The following is a 20,015-nucleotide window of genomic DNA, read 5'->3' as shown; positions in this document are numbered from 1 at the left end:
GAGCTTGCTGCCGCCGCGCTGATTACTTCTTGTCGTCCTTGACTTCGGTGAACTCGGCGTCCACCACGTCGTCGCCAGCCGCTGCCGCACCGGTGGTGCCGGCCTCGGCCTGCGCGCCCTGCGCCGAAGCGGCAAACAGCTGCTGCGAGGCTTCTTCCAGGGCACGCGTCTTGGCTTCGATCTGCGCCTTGTCATCGCCCTTCATCGCCGTTTCCAGCTCACCCAGCGCCGACTGCACATTGCCCAGCACCGCGCCATCGACCTTGCTGCCATGTTCGTTGATCGCGGTGCGGGTGGAGTGCACCAGCGCATCAGCCTGGTTGCGCACCGACACCAGCTCCTGGAACTTCTTGTCCTCCTCGCGGTTGGCCTCGGCATCGGCGACCATCCGTGCGATCTCCTCCTCGCTCAGGCCCGAGCCGGCCTTGATCTCGACCTTCTGTTCCTTGCCGGTTTTCTTGTCCTTGGCGGTGACGTGGACGATGCCGTTGGCGTCGATGTCGAAGGACACTTCCACCTGCGGCATGCCGCGCGGGGCCGGCTCGATGCCGGACAGGTCGAACTTGGCCAGCGACTTGTTGAAGCGGGCCTGCTCGCGCTCACCCTGCAGCACGTGCACGGTCACGGCCGACTGGTTGTCCTCGGCAGTGGAGAAGGTCTGCGAAGCCTTGGTCGGGATCGTGGTGTTCTTTTCGATGATCTTGGTGAACACGCCGCCCAGGGTCTCGATGCCCAGCGACAGCGGGGTCACGTCCAGCAGCAGCACGTCCTTGACGTCGCCGGCCAGCACGCCGCCCTGGATCGAGGCACCCAGTGCCACTGCTTCGTCCGGGTTGACGTCCTTGCGCGGCTCCTTGCCGAAGAACTCGGCCACGGCCTGCTGCACCTTCGGCATGCGGGTCTGGCCACCGACCAGGATCACTTCGGAGATGTCGCTGGCGCGCACGCCGGCGTCATTCAGGGCGGTACGGCACGGCTCGATCGAACGCTTGACCAGGTCATCGACCAGGGCTTCGAGCTTGGCGCGGGTCAGCTTGATGTTCAGGTGCTTCGGACCGGAAGCGTCTGCGGTGATGTACGGCAGGTTGACCTCGGTCTGCTGGGCACTGGACAGCTCGATCTTGGCGCGCTCGGCCGCATCCTTCAGGCGCTGCAGCGCCAGCGGATCATTGCGCAGGTCCAGGCCCTGGTCCTTCTGGAACTCCTCGACCAGGTACTGGATCACGCGGTTGTCAAAGTCCTCGCCACCCAGGAAGGTGTCGCCGTTGGTGGCCAGCACCTCGAACTGCTTTTCACCGTCGACATTGGCGATCTCGATGATCGACACGTCGAAGGTACCGCCGCCCAGGTCGTAGACGGCGATCTTGCGGTCCTTGCCGTCACCCTTGTCCAGGCCATAGGCCAGCGCGGCAGCGGTCGGCTCGTTGATGATGCGCTTGACGTCCAGGCCGGCGATGCGGCCGGCGTCCTTGGTGGCCTGGCGCTGGCTGTCGTTGAAGTAGGCCGGCACGGTGATCACCGCCTCGGTCACCTTCTCGCCGAGGAAGTCCTCGGCCGACTTCTTCATCTTCTCCAGCACGCGGGCGCTGATTTCCTGGGCAGCCATTTTCTTGCCGTCGGAGGTCGCCACCCAGGCATCGCCATTGTCATGGGCCAGGATGCTGTACGGCACGTGGCCGATGTCCTTCTGCACTTCGGCGTCGGTGAACTTGCGGCCGATCAGGCGCTTGACGGCGTAGAAGGTGTTCTTCGGGTTGGTCACGGCCTGGCGCTTGGCCGCGGCGCCGACCAGCACTTCGCCGTCCTTGGTGTAGGCGACGATGGACGGGGTGGTACGGTCACCCTCGGCGTTTTCAATGACGCGGGCCTTGCCGCCTTCCATGACCGACACGCACGAGTTGGTGGTGCCCAGGTCAATACCAATGATCTTGCCCATGTGTGAGGCTCCTGAAGTTAAGTCGTTGGATGCCGGCCGTGCCGGCGCTGGTTCAAATATGGGGGTGCCGAGGGACGGTTCAAGGCGCTGGTTTCAGCTGCCGTTGGCCTGTCGGCATCAAGGTCAATCGTTGCGGGCAACCACGACCAGAGCCGGGCGCAGCAGGCGCTCGTTGAGCACATAGCCCTTCTGGAACACGGTCACCACCGCGCCCGGGGCCACGCCTTCGGGGGCATCGACCTGGCTGATGGCCTGGTGCTGTTCCGGGTTGAACGGCGTGCCAACCGGATCGACCACGCTCATGCCGTTGTCGCCGGCGGTCTTGAGCAGCTGCTTGTAGGTCAGCTCCAGGCCTTCCTTGAGCGGATGATCCTGGCCGGCAGCAGCGGCCAGACCGGCGTCTAGGCTGTCAAACACCGGCAGCAGGTCGCCCAACAGCTTTTCATTGGCAAACTTGCGGGCCTGATCCACATCGCGCGCCAGACGGCGGCGCTGGTTCTCCAGGTCGGCACGCTCAAGCAGTACCTGCGCACGCAGCTGTTCCAGCTCGGCGCGCAGCGATTCAATCACCGACTGTGCGTCCTCCTCGCCGGCCGCTGCGGCATCAGCGTGAGGAATCTGCGATTCGTTTTCCGGGTGGTCTTGATTCATATCCATGTCCCAGGCGGAAGGACAGCCGCCTCATGCCGGTCATCTATGGGCGCAATACCTGCTTTCAAGGGCCGTACTGCTTTTTCGCTGCCCAGACTCACCTGGTGAGACGCCATCGCGCACAATGCAGGCTGGATCAGGCGGCACCGGATTGGCCGCCTGCGTGCTCCGTGCTAGCTTTTGCGCCGCTCAAGGCCCGCTGAACATGCTCAAACATCTATCGATCAAGGATTTTGCGGTCGTTCGTCAGACCGAACTGGAATTTGGCCCCGGCATGACGGTTGTTTCCGGTGAAACCGGCGCCGGCAAATCGCTGATGGTCGATGCCCTGACCCTGCTGGCCGGTGCCCGTGCCGACAGCGGCATGGTCCGCCACGGCAGCGAGCGCGCCGAGCTGGCCGCCGAGTTCCAGTTGTCTGGAGCCAGTCCGGCGCTGGAGTGGCTGCGCAGCAACGAACTGGACGAGGACAGCAGCCATTGCCAGCTGCGCAGGGTGATCCGCGCCGATGGCGGCTCGCGCGCGTGGATCAACGGCCGCCCGGCCACCATCAGCCAGCTCAGTGAGCTGGCCGGCTTCCTGGTCGAGGTGCATGGCCAGCACGACCAGCAGGCACTGATGGCACGCAGCTCCCAGTTGAACCTGCTCGATGCCTATGCCCGCAACGGCGAACAGCGGCGTCTGGTACGCCAGGCCGCACAGCACTGGCAGGCCCTGCTGGACGAGGCCCAGGCGCTGTCGGCACGTGGCGATGTCGGCGACCGGATTGACTGGCTGCAGCACCAGCTTGATGAACTGGACGGCGAGGACCTCGACCTGCAGTCCATTGAACAGCTCACCGTCAGCCACCGCCGCCAGGCCCATGCCAGCGCCCTGGCCAGCGCCTGCGAACGGGCCCAGGGGATGATCGGCAGCAATGACGATGCCAGCGCACTGGACCTGCTGCGCCAGGCACGGCATGAACTGGCGCGGGTGGCCGAACACGAGCCGCGGCTGGCCGAGGTCGATGCCCTGCTCGACAGTGCCGCCATCGCCCTGGATGAGGCGATGCGCCAGATCGACCGGATCGGCGAGGACCTGATCGATGACCCGGACAGTTTTGCCGAGATCGAGGCCCGGCTGGGCCGGCTGCATGGCCTGGCACGCAAGCACCGGGTGCCGATGGAGGAACTTGCCGGCCAGCAGGCACGGCTGCGCGAGGAAGTGGAGCAGCTGCGCGGTGCCGATGACCGCCTGCAGGTACTGGCCGGCGAAATCAGCAAGGCCGAACAGGCCTGGCTTGCTGCTGCCGACCAGCTGACCCACAGCCGCCAGCAGGCCGGACAGAGCCTGTCTGAAGCCACCACCGCCCTGATCAACGAACTGGGGATGGGCGGCAGCATTTTCTGCGTGCAGCTGGAGCCGACAGGCCCTGCCCGCCCGGACCCGCAAGGCGCCGAGCGGGTCGAATTCCTGGTCGCGGCCAATGCCGGGCAGCCGCCGCGGCCGCTGCGCAAGGTGGCTTCCGGTGGCGAACTATCGCGCATCTCGCTGGCCATCGAAGTGGCCACGATCGGCCTGGACAGCGTGCAGACCATGGTGTTCGACGAAGTGGACTCCGGCATCAGCGGCGCGGTTGCCGATATCGTCGGCAACCGCCTGCGTGCCCTGGGCGAACACTGCCAGGTCTTGTGCGTGACCCACCTGCCGCAGGTGGCCGCCAAGGGCCACACCCATTACCGGGTCAGCAAGGCGCCGGTGGAAGGCATGACCCAGAGCGCGGTCGAGCGCCTGGACAGCAAGGCGCGCGAGGAAGAGATCGCACGCATGCTGGGCGGGGTGGAGATCAGCAGCGAGGCCCGGGCCGCCGCACGCAAGCTGATTGCCGTCTGATTGCCACTACCCCGCCACAGATGACAACGGCGCCATCAGGCGCCGTTGTCATGCTGCATCGATGCCGCTCGTTTCAGCGCTTCTTGCGCACGTACAGCACCAGTGAATGCTCCTCCAGCACATAGCCATGCTGTTCGGCGATCCTGTGCTGCAGCGCCTCGATCTCGGCACTTTCAAACTCGATGATCTTGCCGGTGTCCATGTCCACCATGTGGTCATGGTGGCTGCCACGGTTGATCTCATACACCGCCTGGCCACCCTCGAAGTTGTGCTTGAGCACCAGCCCGGCGGCTTCGAACTGGGTCAGCACGCGGTACACCGTGGCCAAGCCGATTTCCTCGCCATCATCCAGCAGGACGCGATAGATGTCTTCGGCCGTCATGTGATGGTGCGGGGTACGCTGCTCCAACAACTGCAGGATACGCGTGCGCGGATGGGTGACCTTCAGGCCGACCTTGCGCAGGTCGTAGGATTCAGTGGTCATGGGCATTTGAGGCGCCGGGCGCCTGATCCTCTCGTTAGGGGGTCGCGGGACGTGCCCGGCAGTGTATCATCGACCCAGATATCCCAGACCCTGTGACACGATGCGCTCCTTCCTGCTGCTCGCCCTCACCATTGTGACCACCGCCGGCTGCGGCGCGGTCTACAAGCAACCCATGTACCAGGGCAATCTCATTCGCGAAACCGCGGTACAACAGCTGCAGGTCGGCCAGAGCCGCCAACAGGTCTCAACCCTGCTGGGCACCCCGTCGATCATGGACCCGTTCAACAGTGACCGCTGGGACTACACCGGCAGCCGCCGGATCAACCGTGCCGGCAAGACCGAAACCACCAACTTCATCGTCCACTTTGAAAACGACAGGGTCAGCCGCTGGGAAGGCGATTACCTGGCCGTCAATGACGGCGAGCTGGCCATGAAGACCGTCCAGCAGTTCGGCCGCAACCTGGCACGCGACAAGAAAAAGCGCCGCTGAGCCACGCCACCCTGGTCTGAATTACTGACCGCCGCGGGCCCGCCTGCGGCGGTTTTCTTTTGGGTCGGCCAGCAACGGCCGCAGCAGTTCCAGCCGGTCGCCATCCTCCAGCAACCGGGTCGGCTGCACCACCACACCGTAGATGGCGACGGCGACAATGCCCTGTGCCGGCACCTGCACATGGGCTGCCGCCAGCGCATCGCCGACGCTGGCGCCGTCGGCCAGATCAAGAATCTGGCGCTGGTAGCCATCAGGCAGGGCGTTGACAATCTCGACCCGGGGCATCAGCAGGCCACCTTTCCGGCTTCGCGGACGAAATCGGCGACCATGCGGTCGGCCAGCGCCTGGAAGCCCAGCGACAATGCCGGTGCCAGCAGCCGCGAGGTCGGCTCGAACTCCAGCACCAGGCTGACCTTGCTGCCCGACTCGCCGGTCGGGGTGAACTCCCAGCGGCCATGCAGCTTCTTGAACGGACCATCGCGCAGCTGCATGTCGATGCTGCGCGGACGGACATTGCGGTTTTCGGTGGTGAACCAGGTGCGCAGCGCGCCCAGGCCCAGATCCAGCCGGGCCACCAGGTGCTGGTCGGAATGCTCAAGGATCTGCGCCCGCGAGCACCAGCCAAAGCGGCGCGGATACGCGGCCACATCATTGACCAGATCAAACAGGACTTCCGGCGGCTGGCTGACCAGCGCGCTGCGACGAACAGTAGGCATAGACGACAATCCATCGACCGCCGCCTCCGGATCGGAGACAATGGCCACATGAGCAAGAAGACCGGCAAGGATAAAGCAAAGGGCAGCAATGCCGACAAAACCATCTCGCTGAACAAGCGGGCCAGGCATGAGTACCACCTGGAAGACCGTTTCGAGGCCGGTCTGGTGCTGCAGGGCTGGGAGGTCAAGGCCATCCGCGCCGGGCGCGGCAACATGACCGACGCCTACGCCTACGTCAAGGACGGCGAGATCTACCTGATCGGCGCACAGATCACTCCGTTGATCCAGGCCTCGACCCATGTGGTGCCCGAGGACCGGCGCCAGCGCAAGCTGCTGCTCCACCGTAGCGAGATCGACAAACTGATCGGCCGGGTCGAGCGCGATGGCTACACTATCGTGCCGACCGCCATGTACTGGAAGAAGAACAAGATCAAGCTGGAAGTGGCGCTGGCCAAGGGCAAACAGACCCACGACAAGCGCGATGCGGCCAAGGACCGCGACTGGAACCGCGAAAAGCAGCGCGCCCTGCGTGCCCACAACAAGGATGCATGACGGTAAGGGCCCGGAAAATCCGGGCCCTTCTTCCTTGACGCTAAGCCTGCAGGCCCAAAAAACGCTGCAGGCGCGACAGATCCTTGTCATGCACGGTAAAGGCGTCCAGCAACAGACCCGCGACCGCCATTTCCCGTTGCTGCCGGAGCAGCGCTTCAACATGCGCCCCGAGCAGCATCAGGCGGGCCCGCACCGCCACCGGCACTGCTGCCGGACCAGCCGCCAGCACCGACTTCACCCCGGCCTGCATCCAGCCGGCCACCCGGGCGCCCCAGAGCCTGTTCAGCGCCTTGTACTGCGCCTGTTGCCCGTCGGCGTGACAACCGGCCAGGAACGCCTCGATCATCAGCGGATTTTCCGGCAGCGGCAGCCACGAATCCGATCGCCCCAGATGCACCGAGCTGGGCTGGTAACCATGGGCCAGCAGAAAGGTCGTACAGCCCAGGCACGATGAGCGCTTTTTGGTCTTGCTGCCCAATGGCAGTTCGTAGGCGACGCCATGACCGCCGGCGGTGATCTCCAGCTCGGCCACCGCAAACACCATGCCGTGACAGTAGCCGCACACCTGATCGGCACCATCCCACTGGCTGATCAGGCCAGTCGGCTCGAGCGAGCCGGCCTGCTTGTTCTCATCGCCGGCACACTCGGCGCGGAAACCATTCTGGTCGTAGCCAATCAGACCGTGATACGGGTAACCACGCTGCCAACGCCCCGAGCCCGGATACGGCACCAGGGTACGGACACTGCTGATGAACTTGCCACTGCCTGGCCCATGCGGCGGTTGCCCCGGACGAGCGGCATCGAGCACGCCGTAATACGCACCGTATTCACTGTTGACCTTGCGCTCGAGCAAGGTGGAAGGCGGTGCGACCAGGGCCTGTATCTGCGCCCAGAGCGCATCGGACATGGGCGGCGCCTGCTCACCGCAGTGGTCCGGCCGATGGGCATGAATCGCCATGCCCTGCCTGGAGTTGCCGAAGGCCGGCGTCAACCCCACCTGTATCAACCCCGGATCAACCCCGGCCAGCCTGGCCACCGCCTCCAGCACCGCCCTGACCTGCTCGGCGTTTTTCCGCCGGTCAACCTCCGCATCGGCGCAATCCACATCCCAGCGACGCAACTGATCCGGTTTGAATCCGTGGCCAAACATGCCGACAAACACTGCGCCGACAATCACATCCGCATCCAGCTGATCGGACTTCCAGGCATGCATGGTCTTGAAAATACTCATCACCCCTCCCTGCGCAGGCGCTGCATGATGCGGCAGCCCATCCGCCGCCCACCCGCCTGCAAGGACAGCATCCCGCGCCATCGCCGCCAGGCTTTGGCCCACGGTTGCAAGCCCTGCACTGGATGTGGCAGATAAACGCTGGGGCAACATCGCTGCCCGTGCTGCGTGACAGCACCACGGCATTGCGCTAGGATCGCCATGTCAAGCAACGCAGTGGGCCAGTTCAATCAGCACACTGTGCAGTTCTTGAAGAAACCGGGGGTGCATTGGTTTCGACGGGGGTTGTGAAGTTACTTGGTGCATGCCGAGGGGGTAGCTTTCCTCGTAAATCCAGCTGCAAAACTCTAGTTGCCAACGACGACAACTACGCTCTCGCCGCTTAAGGCGTAAGCCCCGAACCCACTTGTGCCCGTGCTCGTGGATGTAGGGTCATTATCACGGAACCGGCTGTGATGGCTGCCTGTCAGTCACGGCTTAACCAAAGCAGGCTGGTCTTTGGATGCGCTTTGCGCACCGTGCTGTTCAAAGACGAGATCCAACGGTGAGCTAAGCATGTAGTACCGGGGATGGAGTGCCTTCGGACGGCGGTTCAATTCCGCCCACCTCCACCATTCAAGTGTTCACTGAAGTTCGTGGACACACATCAAGGGCTTGATTCTACTGGATTTTCCAGCTGAATCAGGCCCTTTTTGTTTGACCCCACTGAATGATCCGGCTCTCCTGAATGCCCCCATCTGGGGGCATTTCTGGGGGCATCGATACCGAGCCGGCACCTGACTACCCACACAGGTGAACATGAAGCTCGCTACCACCCAGATCAAAAAACGAAGCCCTGATCCAAGACGATCCGCCTGTTTGACGGCAATGGCCTCGATCTGGAGCTCACCACAACCGGAAGCAAACTCTGGCGTCAGAAGTACCGGTGGGTTCCACCCCGGAACCACGGAAGATCCGGCAAATGCAGTAAAGCCCGGTCCTGGCCAGTGTCGGCGTCTGGACAAGCTTGCCCGGCCGGGTGCAATCCTCTTGCTGTCTGTTCCTCTAGCTGCAATGCACAGCCCGGGCGCCGCCGCACACAACAACGGCGCCCTGATCAGCGGCGCCGTTGTTGAGGATGGCCCAAAAGCGGCGTGGCCCGGCTCAGTCGCCGGCGTCGGCGCCGCGGTTCAGCGCATTGCGCACCTCGTCCAGCGCGGCCGGGTTGTCCAGGGTGGACAGGTCGCCCGGGTCGCCGCCCTGGGCCAGCGCCTGCAATGAACGGCGCAGCAGCTTGCCCGAACGGGTCTTGGGCAGGGCATCGACGATGTAGACCCGCGCCGGCCGGGCCACTGCCCCCAGGCTGGTTTCCACCGTCTTGCGCAGCCCGGCGGCCGCAGCAGCACGGTCACCGGCATGCTCGTCACGCAGGGTCGCAAACACCACCGGCACCTGGCCCTTGAGCTCGTCGGGCACACCGACCACGGCCGCTTCGACCACCGCCTGGTTGGAGGACACCGATTCCTCGATCTCGCGCGTGCCCAGGCGATGCCCGGCGACATTGATCACGTCATCGGTGCGGCCGAGGATGAAGATGTAGCCATCCTCGTCGCGGATCGCCCAGTCCGAGGAGCTGTACAGCAGGGTCTTGAAGTGGCTGAAGTAGCTGGCAATGAAACGCTCGTCATTGCGCCACACCGTGCTCAGGCAGCCTGGCGGCAGCGGCGGCACAAACACCAGCACGCCCTTCTGGCCCGGGGCCACTTCCTGGCCGGTGTTTTCATCGATGATGCGCGCGTTGTAGCCGAGGTTGGCAAAGCCGGGCGAGCCGAAACGGGTGGGCTTGAGATCCACCCCGGGCAGCAGGGTCAGCGCCGGCCAGCCGGTTTCGGTCTGCCAGTAATTATCGATCACCGGCTTGCCGAGCAGCTGCTTGATCCACAGCGCGGTGGGCTCATCCAGCGGCTCACCGGCCAGGAACAGGTACTGCAGCGCCGACAGGTCGTGTTTGCGGATGAAATCCGGATCGTGCTTTTTCAGCACGCGGATCGCAGTGGGCGAGGAAAACAGCGTGCGCACGCGGTATTTCTCGCACAACTGCCACCACACCCCCGGATCGGGACGGGTCGGCAGGCCCTCGTACAGCAGCGCGGTGGCACCGCCGATCAGTGGGCCGTAGACATTGTAGGAATGCCCCACCGCCCAGCCGACATCGGAGGTGGAAAACATCACCTGCCCGGGCTTGACGTCGAACACGGTCAGCATCGACAGCGCCATCGCCACCGCATAGCCACCGACATCACGCTGCACGCCCTTGGGCTTGCCGGTGGTGCCGCTGGTATACAGCAGGTAGCTGGGCTCGTTGGATTCGAGCCACTGCACCGGCACATCGACCGGGCCGAGCTGGGCGCGCAGGCTGGCGTAATCGACATCGCGACCGGGCTCCAGCGCCAGCGCCTGATCCAGCCCGCGCGAGACGACCAGCACCTTCTCCGGCGGCGTCTGGGCCGAGGCCAGCGCGCTGTCAACCAGCGGCTTGTAGGGGATGACCTTGCCGCCGCGGCAGCCGGCATCGGCGGTGATCAACAGTTTCGGCTGGGCATCGTCGATGCGCAGGGCCAGGTTGTGCGCGGCAAAGCCGCCAAACACCACCGAGTGCACCGCGCCGATGCGCGCGCAGGCCAGCATTGCAAACACCGCCTCGGCCATGTTGGGCATGTAGATGACCACGCGGTCGCCCTGCCCCACACCCAGGTGCACAAGCACCGCGGCAAAATCATTCACCTCGCGGTACAGCTGGCGATAGGTGAACTCACGCACGCTGTCGGTCTCGCTGGAAGCCACCACCAGCGCCAGCTGATCGCCACGCTCCTGCAGATGGCGGTCAACCGCGTTGAAACACAGGTTGGTACGGCCACCGACAAACCACTTGCGGAACGGCGGATTGGAGTAATCCAGAATCTGTTGCGGCGGCGTTTCCCAGTGGATCAACCGGCTCTGTTCTTCCCAGAACTGTTCCGGCTGTTCGATGGAAAAGCGGTGCAGCTGCTCATAGCTGCCGCTCAACGTGGGTGCCTGCTGCGACGACGGTGACGATGCTTCTTTGTTGCACTGCATTATCCAATCCTCCCCAAACCCGATATTCCGATGTACAGCAAGTCACGTGGCGATGCCTTTCGCCTTTGGTCGATGCAGGCGTCAAATCAACGCTTCCAGCTCCGGCAACAACGTGAACAGGTCACCCACCAGGCCGATGTCGGCGACCTCGAAGATCGGCGCGTCGGCGTCCTTGTTGATCGCCACGATGGTGCCGGCGTCCTTGATCCCGGTCAGGTGCTGGATCGCACCGCTGATGCCCACCGCCACGTACAGCTCCGGGGCGATGATCTTGCCGGTCTGGCCGACCTGCATGTCGCTGGGCACGTAGCCGGCATCCACCGCTGCGCGCGAGGCGCCAACGCCGGCACCGAGTTTGTCGGCCAGCTTGTAGATCACTTCGAAGTTTTCGGCCGAGCCGACACCGCGGCCACCGGAGACCACACGCTTTGCGCTCTGCAGGTCCGGGCGGTCGCTCTTGCCCGAGGTCAGCGAGACAAAGCGGGTGTGGGTCGGCAGGGTGGCATCAACGCTGATTGCCTCGATGGCGGCATTGCCACCGGCGGCGGCGCTGGCCCAGGAGGCGGCACGCACGGTGGCGACCACGACCTGGTCGGCCGGGGTCTTCACGGTGATGATCGCGTTGCCGGCGTAGATCGGGCGCTGGAAGGTGTGCGCATCGATCACCGTCATCAGGTCGGAGACCTGGTTGACGCCGAGCAGCGCGGCCACGGCCGGCATAAGGTCCTTGCCGGTGGTGGTGGACGGGCCGAACACGTGGCTGTAACCGGCAGCGGCCTTGGCGATCTGCGGTGCCAGCACCTGGGCCACGGCATGGGCGTTGGCCGGGTTGGCGATGGTCAGCACGCGGCTGACGCCGGCAATCTGCGCGGCCTGTGCGGCCACGCCGGCCGGGTCGGCGGCCAGCACCAGCACGTCGACCTGGCCACCCACCGCCACGGCGGCGGTCACGGTCTTGGCCACGGCGGCATTGAGCTGGCCGTGCAGGTGTTCGGCAATGACAAGTACCTTGGACATCACAGCAACCCCTTCTGCTTCAGTACAGCCACCAGTTCGGCGGCGTCCTTGACCATGATCCCCTTGGAGCGCTTGGCCGGCGGGGCATAGGCGGTGGTTTCAAAGGTGTCGGCGGCTTCAACGCCCAGCTCGGCCAGCGGCAGGGTCTGCAGCGGCTTGGCCTTGGCCTTCATGATGTCCGGCAGCTTGATGAAGCGCGGCTCGTTCAGGCGCAAATCGGTGGTGATCACCGCCGGCAGATCGACTTCCAGCACTTCCAGACCAGCATCGACTTCACGGGTCACCGTGGCCTTGCCGTCGGCAATCTCGACCTTGGAGGCGAAGGTGGCCTGCGGACGGCCCCACAGCGTGGCCAGCATCTGCCCGGTCTGGTTGGCATCATCGTCGATGGCCTGCTTGCCCAGCAGCACGATGTCCGGCTGCTCGGTTTCCACCAGCTTGAGCAGGGTGCGCGCGGCGGTCAGCGGCTGGATCGCCGCATCGGTGACCACGTGGATGGCGCGGTTGGCGCCCATCGCCAGGCCGTTGCGCAGGTGGGCCTGGGCATCGGCCGGGGCGATGGTGGCCACGACCACCTCGCTGGCAATGCCGGCATCGCGCAGGCGCAGGGCCTCTTCCAAGGCGATTTCATCAAACGGATTGGGCGAGAGCTTGACGCCGTCGGTGACCACACCCGATCCGTCAGGCTTGACCTGGATACGGACGTTGTAGTCCACAACGCGCTTGTACGCGACGAGGATTTTCAGGCTCATGCGCCCTCCTTGTTGAACAGCTTGATCACACTGGAGAAATCCAGCCCGCCGTTGCCGCGCTGGCTGTTGATCGAGTACAGGTTGCGCGCCAGCTCGCCGAGCGGGATCGACGCACCCTTGGCCATCGCCGCCTCGGCCGCCAGGCCCAGGTCCTTGAGCATCAGGTCATTGCCGAAACCACCGCTGTAGCCGCGCGAGGCCGGGGCGTTTTCCAGCACGTCCGGCCACGGGTTGCAGACCTCGGTGGCCCAGCTGCGCCCGGTGCTGACGGCCATCATCTGCGAGAGCACCTTCGGGTCCAGGCCATGGGCCACACCCAGCGAGAGCGCCTCGCCGGTGGCTGCCATGATCACGCCCAGTGCCATGTTGTTGCACAGCTTGGCAACCTGGCCTGCACCGTTGGCGCCGACGTGGAAGATGTTCTTGCCCATCGCCTGCAGGTAGGGGCGTGCGCGCTCCAGCACCGCGGCCTCACCGCCGACGATGAAGGTCAGGGTGCCGGCCTGGGCGCCGGCAGTGCCACCGGAGACCGGGGCATCGAGCATCTGCAGCCCGCGGGCACTGGCGGCCTGGGCCACCTTCTGCGCCGAGGCCGGGGCAATCGTGCTGCTGTCGATCACCAGCGCGCCGGCCGGGATCTGTGCCAGCAGGCCGCCCTCGCCCAGGTACAGGCCTTCGACGTGCCGGCTGGCCGGCAGCATCGAGATCACCACCTCGGCATTGGCCACCGCCTCGGCGGCGCTGGCAGCGGCCTGTGCCCCGCCCGCGACCACGGCCGCGAGGGCGTCGGCACTGAGGTCGAACGCGTGGACCTGGTGCCCGGCCTTGGCCAGGTTGATGGCCATCGGCCCGCCCATGTTGCCCAGGCCAATGAATGCAATACGGCTCATGTCAGTTCCTCATCAAGTCATCGCGGCCAAGGTCGGCCAAAGGATGCCGGTCGGCCGGCCACGGCGCGGTAAAGAAGGTCTCGGCCCACGCGGCGCTGGCCTCGGCCAGGGTGGCCGGCTGCCACTGCGGGTTGCGGTCCTTGTCGATCAGCAGGGCGCGGATGCCTTCGGCAAAATCGCCATGGGCACAGCCATGCAGGGCCACGGTGTATTCCAGCCGGAACACCTCGGCCAGGCTGGCGCCCTGCCCGCGCTGGCGCAGTGCATAAGCCAGGCGTGCCGACCCCGGCGCACCGTGGGCCAGGGTCTTCACTGCTGACTGCAGCCAGGCATCGTCACTGTCGATGGCCAGGATCCGCCCGACCACAGCTTCCAGCCCGTCGTCCTCGCACAGCTGGTCGATCAGCGCGGCATGCTGCTGCAACGGCCCGGCCGGCGCCGTGCTGGCAAAGCCCTGCAGAAGATCGCCCAGCGCCCGCCGGTTGGCCTGCGCATCGGCCTGCCAGGGCTGCGCCTGCAGCGCCTGGAACACGGCATCGCGCTGCTGCTCGGCAATATGCACATCGGCCAGGCCAGCATGGATCGCATCGGACGGGCCGAGCTGGGCGCCGGTCAGGCCCAGGAACAGGCCGGCATTGCCCGGTACCCGCTGCAGCAGCCAGGTGCCGCCGACATCGGGGAACAGGCCGACGCTGATCTCCGGAAATGCCAGCCGCGAGCGCTCGCTGACCACGCGGTGGCTGGCACCGCCCATCAGGCCCAGCCCGCCGCCCATCACGATGCCATGGCCCCAGCACAGCAGCGGCTTGGGGTAATGGTGGATGGCGTGATCCAGCCGGTACTCGGTGGCGAAAAACTCGCTGGCAAAGGCATTGGCGGTGATGTCGCTGTGCCCGGCCTGGCGGTACTCGCACATGCTGCGGTACAGCCCGTGCAGGTCGCCGCCGGCGCAGAAGGCCTTCTCGCCGGCCCCCTGCAACACCACCACGGCCACCGCCGGGTCGCGCGCCCAGCGCTGCAGCTGTTCGCCGAGCAGCTGCGCCATCGCCAGCGAAAAACCATTGAGCGTGCGCGGGGCGTTGAGGGTGGCGATGCCGATCACCGCGCCATCCACCCCCACCCGCTGTTCGAACAGTACCGGTGCCTGGTCTTCCGTGTTCATGCGTTCTTCCATTGCGGGGCGCGCTTTTCCAGGAAGGCGTTGACGCCTTCGGCCTGGTCGGCACTGTCAAACAGGTCGACGAAGGCCTCGCGCTCGGCCACCAGCGCGGCGGCATGGGTGCCGTAGCGGGTGGACTGGACCAGGGTCTTGCACGCGGCCACGCTGGTCGGGCTCTGCCGTGCCGCCTTGTCGGCCCACTCCAGCGCCAGAGCCAGGCCCTGGCCGGTCTCGGCCCGGGCTTCGGCCAGGCCGATGGCCAGCGCGGTATCGGCATCGATGCGCTCGCCCAGCAGGATCATCCGCTTGGCCCAGCCCTCGCCGACCAGCCGGGTCAGGTTCTGGGTACCGCCGGCACAGGGCAGCAGGCCGACGGTGGCTTCGGGTAGGGCGACCTGGGCATGGGCCTCGATGATGCGCAGGTCACAGGCCAGCGCACACTCCAGCCCACCGCCCATCGCATAGCCGTTGATCGCCGCGATCGATACCCCACGGAAGCCGGCCAGCGCTTCGAAGGCCTGGCCGAAGGCACGCGCCGCAGCGCGGGCAGCGGCCTTGTCGCCACTGGCAAACTGCTTCAGGTCCGCACCGGCACTGAAGAACTTGCCGCCCTGCCCGGTGATCACCAGCGCGTAGATGCTGCGGTCGGCATTGATCTGCGCCACCAGGTCGCGCAGGGCATTGAGGCTGTCCACCGTCCAGGTGTGCGCCGGCGGGTTGCACAGGGTGACGATGGCGGTGTGCTGGCGTACTTCCAGCTGCAGGCCGGCCCAGGCCTGGGTGGTGTAATCGGTCATCGCAGGGGTTCCTCGGTATTGAGCAGGTGGCGGGCCACGATCACCCGCATGATCTCGTTGGTGCCTTCCAGGATCTGGTGGACACGGCTGTCACGCAGCAGGCGTTCGACCGGGTACTCGCGGATGTAGCCGTAGCCGCCGTGCAGCTGCAGTGCCTCGTTGCAGACGGCAAAGCCGGCATCGGTAGCAAAGCGCTTGGCCATCGCGCACCACACCGTGGCATCGCTGCTGCGTGCATCCAGCCGGCGGGCCGCGCCATGCACCATCTGGCGGGCGGCGACCAGCTCGGTGGCCATGTCGGCCAGCTTGAACTGCAGCGCCTGGAACTGGGCCAGCGCCTGGCCGAACTGGCTGCGCTCGCGCAGGTAACGCCGGGCCGCATCCAGTGCCCCCTGGGCCGCACCCAGCGAGCAGGCGGCAATGTTCAGGCGGCCGCCATCCAGGCCCTTCATCGCGATCTTGAAGCCCTCGCCCTCCTCGCCCAGGCGGTTGGCCACCGGCACGCGCACCCCGGTAAAGCTGATGGTGCGCGTGGGCTGGCTGTTCCAGCCCATCTTTTCTTCCTTCTTCCCGTATTCGATGCCCGGCAGGTTGGCCGGCACCGCAATGGCGCTGATCCCGCGTGCACCCTCACCGCCGGTGCGCGCCATCACCACCAGCATGTCGGTGGCCCCGGCGCCGGAGATGAAGGCCTTGCTGCCGTCAAGCACGTACTCATCGCCCTGGCGCACCGCGCGGGTCCTGAGCGAGGCGGCATCGGAGCCGGCACCCGGCTCGGTCAGGCAGTACGAGCCCAGTAGCTGGCCACTGGCCATTGCCGCCGACCACTGCGCGCGCAGCGCCGGCTGGCCCCAGCTGGCGATCATCCAGGTGGCCATGTTGTGGATGCTGATGTAGGCCGCGGTGGAGGGGTCGGCGGTGGCCAGCTCCTCGAAGATCAGCGCCGCATCCAGCCGTGACAGGCCGATGCCGCCCTCGCTTTCCGGGGTGTAGATCCCGCAAAACCCAAGCTCGCCGGCCTTGGCGATCGCCTCGCGCGGGAAGATGCCCTCGGCATCCCAGTGGCGGGCATGCGGGGCCAGCTCGGTGGCGGCAAACGCGGCGGCCGCACTGCGGAAGGCGACCTGTTCTTCGCTCAGGCCGAAATCGGCCGGACCGGCTGCACTGTTGTGCTCACTCATGGCATCACTTCAGGCTGATGGTGGTGTTGACGCCGTGGCCCAGCGTGGAATCGTCGAACCAGCGGGCGGTGACGGTCTTGGTCTGGGTGTAGAACAGCACCACCTGCTTGCCGTACGGGCCGAGGTCGCCGAGCTTGGAAGCACGCGAGCCGGTGAAGGAGAACAGCGGCACCGGCACCGGGATCGGCACATTGATGCCGACCTGGCCGACATCGATTTCCTCCTGGAACTTGCGTGCCGCCGCGCCGGACTGGGTGAACACCGCAGTGCCGTTGCCATTGGGGTTGGCATTGACCAGGGCAATCGCCTCATCCAGGGTTTCCGCTTCCAGGATCACCAGCACCGGCCCGAAGATCTCCTCCTGGTAGATGCGCATGTCGGTGGTCACCCCGGCAAAGATCGTCGGGCCGATGAAATTGCCGTTCTCGAACCCCGGCACCTGCGGGTTGCGGCCATCCAGCACCAGCCGCGCGCCCTGCTCAACGCCCGAGGCGATCAGGCCTTCGATGCGGCTGCGTGCGGCACAGGAAATCACCGGGCCGACATCCACGCCCGGCGCATTGCCCGGGCCAACCTTCAAGGTCCTGGCCTTTTCCACCAGTTCGGCCACCCAGCCACGCGCCTCGCCCACCAGCACCAGGGTGGAGGCGGCCATGCAGCGCTGGCCGGCCGCACCGAAGGCGGCACCGGCCAGCGCATTGAGGGTCTGCTCCTTGTTGGCATCGGGCAGCACCACGGCATGGTTCTTGGCCCCCATCATGCACTGCACGCGCTTGCCGGCCTGCGAGGCGCGGTTGTAGACGTGCGTACCCACCGGGGTGGAGCCGACAAAGGAGACGGCCTGGATGTCCGGGTGGTCGCAGATCGCATTGACCACGTCCTTGCCACCGTGCACGACATTGAGCACGCCCTTGGGAATGCCGGCCTCCAGCGCCAGCTCGACCAGACGCATGGTCACCATCGGGTCCTGCTCGGACGGCTTGAGCAGGAAGGTGTTGCCGGTGGCGATGGCCATCGGGAACATCCACAGCGGGATCATCGCCGGGAAATTGAACGGGGTGATGCCGGCGCACACGCCCAGCGGCTGCATCAGGGTGTAGGTATCCACGCCATTGGCCACGTTGTTGGCCAGCTCACCCAGCTGCAGGTTGCCGATCGCCGCGGCATGCTCGACCACCTCCAGGCCACGGAACACGTCGCCCTCGGCATCGGGCAGGGTCTTGCCCTGTTCGGCGCTCAGCAGTGCCGCCAGTTCGGGCATGTTTTCACGGATCAGCTGCTGGTACTTCAGGAAGATCCGCGCACGGGTGCCGATCGGCGTCTTGCGCCAGCTCTTGAACGCTTCCTTGGCCGCAGCGACGGCCGCATTGACCTCGTCCATCGTGGCCATCGGCACCTGGGCCAGCACTTGCTGGGTGGCCGGGTTGACCACTTCCTGCCAGTGGCCGGTAGCGGACTGGACAAATTCGCCGTCGATCAACAGGGGAATGCGGGGGGTACTGGCAGTCATGGGAATCCCGGTAGGTGTGAAGGATGATTTGCATTATTCACAACCAAAGGCTGCAGCACCGGCCAAATTGCGCTTAATATCGCCAACCACCCGCACGAAATTTGTAAATTTTGTGAATGATCATCCGCGAAACTCGCCTGTTGGCCTGCGCCTGACACGGCTGCGCGAACACGCCGGTTACAGCCAGGCCGCGCTGGCCAGGGCCCTGGGCATTTCGGCCAGTTATCTGAACCAGATCGAGAAGAACAAGCGCCCACTGACGGCGGCCATCCAGCAGCGGCTGTCCCAGGTGCTGGGCTCGCTGGGCGGGTTGTTCGACCATGACCAGCCCGCGGCCCTGCAACAGGCACTGGCCGACACCCTGCGTGACCTCGGCCTGAGCGACATCAGCGCACAGGAACTGCGTGCACTGGCCGGCAACCTGCCTCAAGTCAGCCAGGCGCTGCTGGACCTGCACCGTCAGCACCTGGCCTTGCGCGAGCATGCCGCCGCGCTGGAGTTCCGCCTCGGCGCGCCCGATGCCGGGCAGCATTTGCCGGCCAGTGACCTGGTGCGCGACTTCTTCAACCGCATGCACAACCACATCCCCGAGCTGGATGCACTGGCCGAGCAGCTGTACGGCGAATGGGGGCTGACACCGGCCAACATGCCGCAACGGCTGCGCCAGATCCTGGCCGACCGGCACGGTGTGCTGACCGAGGTGGCGCCGCTGCAGGTCGGTCGGGAAAAACGCCTGCTCGACGAGCGCAGCCGCCGCCTGTGGCTGCCCGATTACCTGGAACCCGGCCAGCAGGCCTTCCAGATTGCCGCCCAGCTGGCCCTGCTGGGCTATCGCGAGCAGATCGACCAGGTCATCGCGCGTACCGGTTTTACCGAGCCGGCGCAGCTGGCCCAGGCCTCCATCGGCCTGTCCAATTACTTCGCCGGCGCGCTGGTGATGCCCTATCAACGGTTTTTGCAGGCGGCCGAACAGAGCCGCTACGACATCGAACACCTGGCGCATCTGTTTGGCGTCGGTTTCGAAGCGGTCTGCCATCGCTTGAGCACCCTGGCCCGGCGCGGTGCGGCAGGCCTGCCGTTCTTCTTCATCCGGGTAGACCGCGCCGGGAATATTTCCAAGCGCCACTCGGCCACCGATTTCCACTTTTCCCAGGTCGGCGGCTCCTGTCCGCTGTGGATCATCTACGAGGCCTTCAACCAGCCCGGGCGCATCCTCACCCAGGTGGCGCGGATGCCTGATGGCCGGCGCCATTTCTGGCTGGCACGCCAGGTCAGCAGCGGCCCGGTCGGCCATGGCCAACCGCGCAAGACCTTCGCCGTCGCCCTCGGCTGCGAGCTGCAGCACGCCGACCGGCTGGTCTATGCCCGCGGCCTGGATACCCAGAACCCCAGCAACGCGGTACCGATCGGCCCGGGCTGCCGGGTCTGCCCGCGCGAGGACTGCATGCAGCGCGCCTTCGCCGCATTGCCGGGAAAATCGTGACAGGCGGTGATGCCGCCGAGTTTGCCGCGCGCCGATGCCGCGGCAATCGGTGGATTTGAGGCAACAAAAAACCCGCCAATCCAGGCGGGTTTTTTTATCGGCAAGTTGGTCGGGACGGCCGGATTCGAACCGACGACCCTCTGCCCCCCAGGCAGATGCGCTACCAGGCTGCGCTACGCCCCGTAACTTGCTTTGCTTTACGG

The 20,015-nt window shown here is 65.7% G+C and carries 18 protein-coding genes, 1 tRNA gene and 1 other RNA gene; 5 read left to right on the top strand and 15 right to left on the bottom strand.

The genetic code is table 11. The annotated features are described in order from the left end of the window. Positions 1 to 22 precede the first annotated feature (22 nt). Positions 23 to 1,936 (bottom strand): molecular chaperone DnaK, encoded by a 1,914-nt coding sequence (dnaK, locus tag ABB25_RS08795; protein ID WP_057665955.1) that lies wholly within the window; start codon positions 1,934 to 1,936, stop codon positions 23 to 25. A gap of 123 nt (positions 1,937 to 2,059) precedes the next feature. Next, complete coding sequence (grpE, locus tag ABB25_RS08790; protein ID WP_057665952.1) at positions 2,060 to 2,587, bottom strand: nucleotide exchange factor GrpE; 528 nt, start codon at positions 2,585 to 2,587, stop codon at positions 2,060 to 2,062. Positions 2,588 to 2,792: 205 nt separating this feature from the next. Here grpE and recN point away from each other — a divergent pair, with 205 nt between their 5' ends. Then, on the top strand, positions 2,793 to 4,457 hold the full coding sequence (gene recN, locus ABB25_RS08785; protein ID WP_057665950.1) for a DNA repair protein RecN: 1,665 nt from the start codon (positions 2,793 to 2,795) through the stop codon (positions 4,455 to 4,457). Positions 4,458 to 4,530: 73 nt separating this feature from the next. On the opposite strand, the gene fur is transcribed toward recN, so the two are convergent. Then, complete coding sequence (gene fur, locus ABB25_RS08780) at positions 4,531 to 4,941, bottom strand: ferric iron uptake transcriptional regulator (protein ID WP_057665948.1); 411 nt, start codon at positions 4,939 to 4,941, stop codon at positions 4,531 to 4,533. A 100-nt stretch (positions 4,942 to 5,041) separates the two neighbouring features. Between fur and ABB25_RS08775 the strand changes: the two genes are divergently transcribed. Next, on the top strand, positions 5,042 to 5,431 hold the full coding sequence (locus ABB25_RS08775) for an outer membrane protein assembly factor BamE (RefSeq protein ID WP_057665946.1): 390 nt from the start codon (positions 5,042 to 5,044) through the stop codon (positions 5,429 to 5,431). A 21-nt stretch (positions 5,432 to 5,452) separates the two neighbouring features. On the opposite strand, the gene ABB25_RS08770 is transcribed toward ABB25_RS08775, so the two are convergent. Beyond that, a complete protein-coding gene (locus tag ABB25_RS08770; RefSeq protein ID WP_057665944.1) occupies positions 5,453 to 5,716 on the bottom strand; it encodes an RnfH family protein in 264 nt (87 codons plus the stop codon). Beyond that, on the bottom strand, positions 5,716 to 6,147 hold the full coding sequence (locus ABB25_RS08765; protein WP_057665941.1) for a type II toxin-antitoxin system RatA family toxin: 432 nt from the start codon (positions 6,145 to 6,147) through the stop codon (positions 5,716 to 5,718). The genes ABB25_RS08770 and ABB25_RS08765 overlap by 1 nt, the downstream gene beginning before the upstream one ends. 48 nt (positions 6,148 to 6,195) lie before the next feature. Between ABB25_RS08765 and smpB the strand changes: the two genes are divergently transcribed. Further along, positions 6,196 to 6,699 carry an SsrA-binding protein SmpB gene (gene smpB, locus ABB25_RS08760; RefSeq protein ID WP_057665940.1) on the top strand — a complete coding sequence of 168 codons (504 nt, stop codon included), beginning with the start codon at positions 6,196 to 6,198 and terminating at the stop codon, positions 6,697 to 6,699. A gap of 40 nt (positions 6,700 to 6,739) precedes the next feature. Here the strand turns inward: smpB and ABB25_RS08755 are convergent, their stop codons facing one another. Continuing rightward, the gene (locus ABB25_RS08755) at positions 6,740 to 7,930 is read right to left on the bottom strand and encodes a hypothetical protein (RefSeq protein WP_057665938.1); all 1,191 of its coding nucleotides are present in this window, start codon (positions 7,928 to 7,930) and stop codon (positions 6,740 to 6,742) included. Positions 7,931 to 8,187: 257 nt separating this feature from the next. Between ABB25_RS08755 and ssrA the strand changes: the two genes are divergently transcribed. Then, positions 8,188 to 8,541: a transfer-messenger RNA gene (gene ssrA / locus ABB25_RS14330) on the top strand. 529 nt (positions 8,542 to 9,070) lie between these two features. On the opposite strand, the gene prpE is transcribed toward ssrA, so the two are convergent. The 8 genes from prpE to ABB25_RS08715 form a co-directional block, all read right to left on the bottom strand. Continuing rightward, positions 9,071 to 11,023, bottom strand: a complete 1,953-nt coding sequence (gene prpE, locus ABB25_RS08750; protein ID WP_057665935.1) for a propionate--CoA ligase — start codon at positions 11,021 to 11,023, stop codon at positions 9,071 to 9,073. A gap of 81 nt (positions 11,024 to 11,104) precedes the next feature. Beyond that, entirely contained in the window at positions 11,105 to 12,040 is a 936-nt protein-coding gene (locus tag ABB25_RS08745) for an electron transfer flavoprotein subunit alpha/FixB family protein (RefSeq protein WP_057665933.1), read from the bottom strand. Next, positions 12,040 to 12,786 (bottom strand): electron transfer flavoprotein subunit beta/FixA family protein, encoded by a 747-nt coding sequence (locus tag ABB25_RS08740; protein WP_057666110.1) that lies wholly within the window; start codon positions 12,784 to 12,786, stop codon positions 12,040 to 12,042. Before ABB25_RS08740 ends, ABB25_RS08745 begins: the two co-directional genes overlap by 1 nt. Positions 12,787 to 12,788: 2 nt before the next feature. After that, complete coding sequence (gene mmsB / locus ABB25_RS08735; protein WP_057665932.1) at positions 12,789 to 13,682, bottom strand: 3-hydroxyisobutyrate dehydrogenase; 894 nt, start codon at positions 13,680 to 13,682, stop codon at positions 12,789 to 12,791. A gap of 1 nt (position 13,683) precedes the next feature. After that, positions 13,684 to 14,844, bottom strand: coding sequence for an enoyl-CoA hydratase/isomerase family protein (locus tag ABB25_RS08730; protein ID WP_057665930.1), 1,161 nt, complete (start codon positions 14,842 to 14,844; stop codon positions 13,684 to 13,686). Beyond that, entirely contained in the window at positions 14,841 to 15,638 is a 798-nt protein-coding gene (locus tag ABB25_RS08725; RefSeq protein WP_057665928.1) for an enoyl-CoA hydratase, read from the bottom strand. Before ABB25_RS08725 ends, ABB25_RS08730 begins: the two co-directional genes overlap by 4 nt. Beyond that, positions 15,635 to 16,819, bottom strand: a complete 1,185-nt coding sequence (locus ABB25_RS08720; RefSeq protein ID WP_057665925.1) for an acyl-CoA dehydrogenase family protein — start codon at positions 16,817 to 16,819, stop codon at positions 15,635 to 15,637. Before ABB25_RS08720 ends, ABB25_RS08725 begins: the two co-directional genes overlap by 4 nt. A 4-nt stretch (positions 16,820 to 16,823) precedes the next feature. Beyond that, positions 16,824 to 18,329, bottom strand: coding sequence for a CoA-acylating methylmalonate-semialdehyde dehydrogenase (locus ABB25_RS08715; RefSeq protein ID WP_057665923.1), 1,506 nt, complete (start codon positions 18,327 to 18,329; stop codon positions 16,824 to 16,826). 112 nt (positions 18,330 to 18,441) lie between these two features. Between ABB25_RS08715 and ABB25_RS08710 the strand changes: the two genes are divergently transcribed. Continuing rightward, positions 18,442 to 19,812, top strand: a complete 1,371-nt coding sequence (locus ABB25_RS08710) for a helix-turn-helix domain-containing protein (protein WP_057665920.1) — start codon at positions 18,442 to 18,444, stop codon at positions 19,810 to 19,812. A gap of 106 nt (positions 19,813 to 19,918) precedes the next feature. Here the strand turns inward: ABB25_RS08710 and ABB25_RS08705 are convergent. Next, positions 19,919 to 19,995 (bottom strand) — tRNA-Pro (locus ABB25_RS08705). Positions 19,996 to 20,015 lie beyond the last annotated feature (20 nt).

This window comes from Stenotrophomonas koreensis, assembly GCF_001431525.1.
Taxonomy (GTDB): domain Bacteria; phylum Pseudomonadota; class Gammaproteobacteria; order Xanthomonadales; family Xanthomonadaceae; genus Stenotrophomonas; species Stenotrophomonas koreensis.
The sequence above is the reverse complement of the archived record's forward strand: the minus strand, read 5'-3'. Positions and strand labels throughout refer to the sequence as shown.

Excerpts from the sequence above, each read along its gene's own strand:
- dnaK (WP_057665955.1), bottom strand. The coding sequence starts at position 1,936 with ATGGGCAAGATCATTGGTATTGACCTGGGCACCACCAACTCGTGCGTG.
- grpE (WP_057665952.1), bottom strand. The coding sequence starts at position 2,587 with ATGAATCAAGACCACCCGGAAAACGAATCGCAGATTCCTCACGCTGAT.
- recN (WP_057665950.1), top strand. The coding sequence starts at position 2,793 with ATGCTCAAACATCTATCGATCAAGGATTTTGCGGTCGTTCGTCAGACC.
- fur (WP_057665948.1), bottom strand. The coding sequence starts at position 4,941 with ATGACCACTGAATCCTACGACCTGCGCAAGGTCGGCCTGAAGGTCACC.
- ABB25_RS08775 (WP_057665946.1), top strand. The coding sequence starts at position 5,042 with ATGCGCTCCTTCCTGCTGCTCGCCCTCACCATTGTGACCACCGCCGGC.
- ABB25_RS08770 (WP_057665944.1), bottom strand. The coding sequence starts at position 5,716 with ATGCCCCGGGTCGAGATTGTCAACGCCCTGCCTGATGGCTACCAGCGC.
- ABB25_RS08765 (WP_057665941.1), bottom strand. The coding sequence starts at position 6,147 with ATGCCTACTGTTCGTCGCAGCGCGCTGGTCAGCCAGCCGCCGGAAGTC.
- smpB (WP_057665940.1), top strand. The coding sequence starts at position 6,196 with ATGAGCAAGAAGACCGGCAAGGATAAAGCAAAGGGCAGCAATGCCGAC.
- ABB25_RS08755 (WP_057665938.1), bottom strand. The coding sequence starts at position 7,930 with ATGAGTATTTTCAAGACCATGCATGCCTGGAAGTCCGATCAGCTGGAT.
- prpE (WP_057665935.1), bottom strand. The coding sequence starts at position 11,023 with ATGCAGTGCAACAAAGAAGCATCGTCACCGTCGTCGCAGCAGGCACCC.
- ABB25_RS08745 (WP_057665933.1), bottom strand. The coding sequence starts at position 12,040 with ATGTCCAAGGTACTTGTCATTGCCGAACACCTGCACGGCCAGCTCAAT.
- mmsB (WP_057665932.1), bottom strand. The coding sequence starts at position 13,682 with ATGAGCCGTATTGCATTCATTGGCCTGGGCAACATGGGCGGGCCGATG.
- ABB25_RS08730 (WP_057665930.1), bottom strand. The coding sequence starts at position 14,844 with ATGAACACGGAAGACCAGGCACCGGTACTGTTCGAACAGCGGGTGGGG.
- ABB25_RS08725 (WP_057665928.1), bottom strand. The coding sequence starts at position 15,638 with ATGACCGATTACACCACCCAGGCCTGGGCCGGCCTGCAGCTGGAAGTA.
- ABB25_RS08720 (WP_057665925.1), bottom strand. The coding sequence starts at position 16,819 with ATGAGTGAGCACAACAGTGCAGCCGGTCCGGCCGATTTCGGCCTGAGC.
- ABB25_RS08715 (WP_057665923.1), bottom strand. The coding sequence starts at position 18,329 with ATGACTGCCAGTACCCCCCGCATTCCCCTGTTGATCGACGGCGAATTT.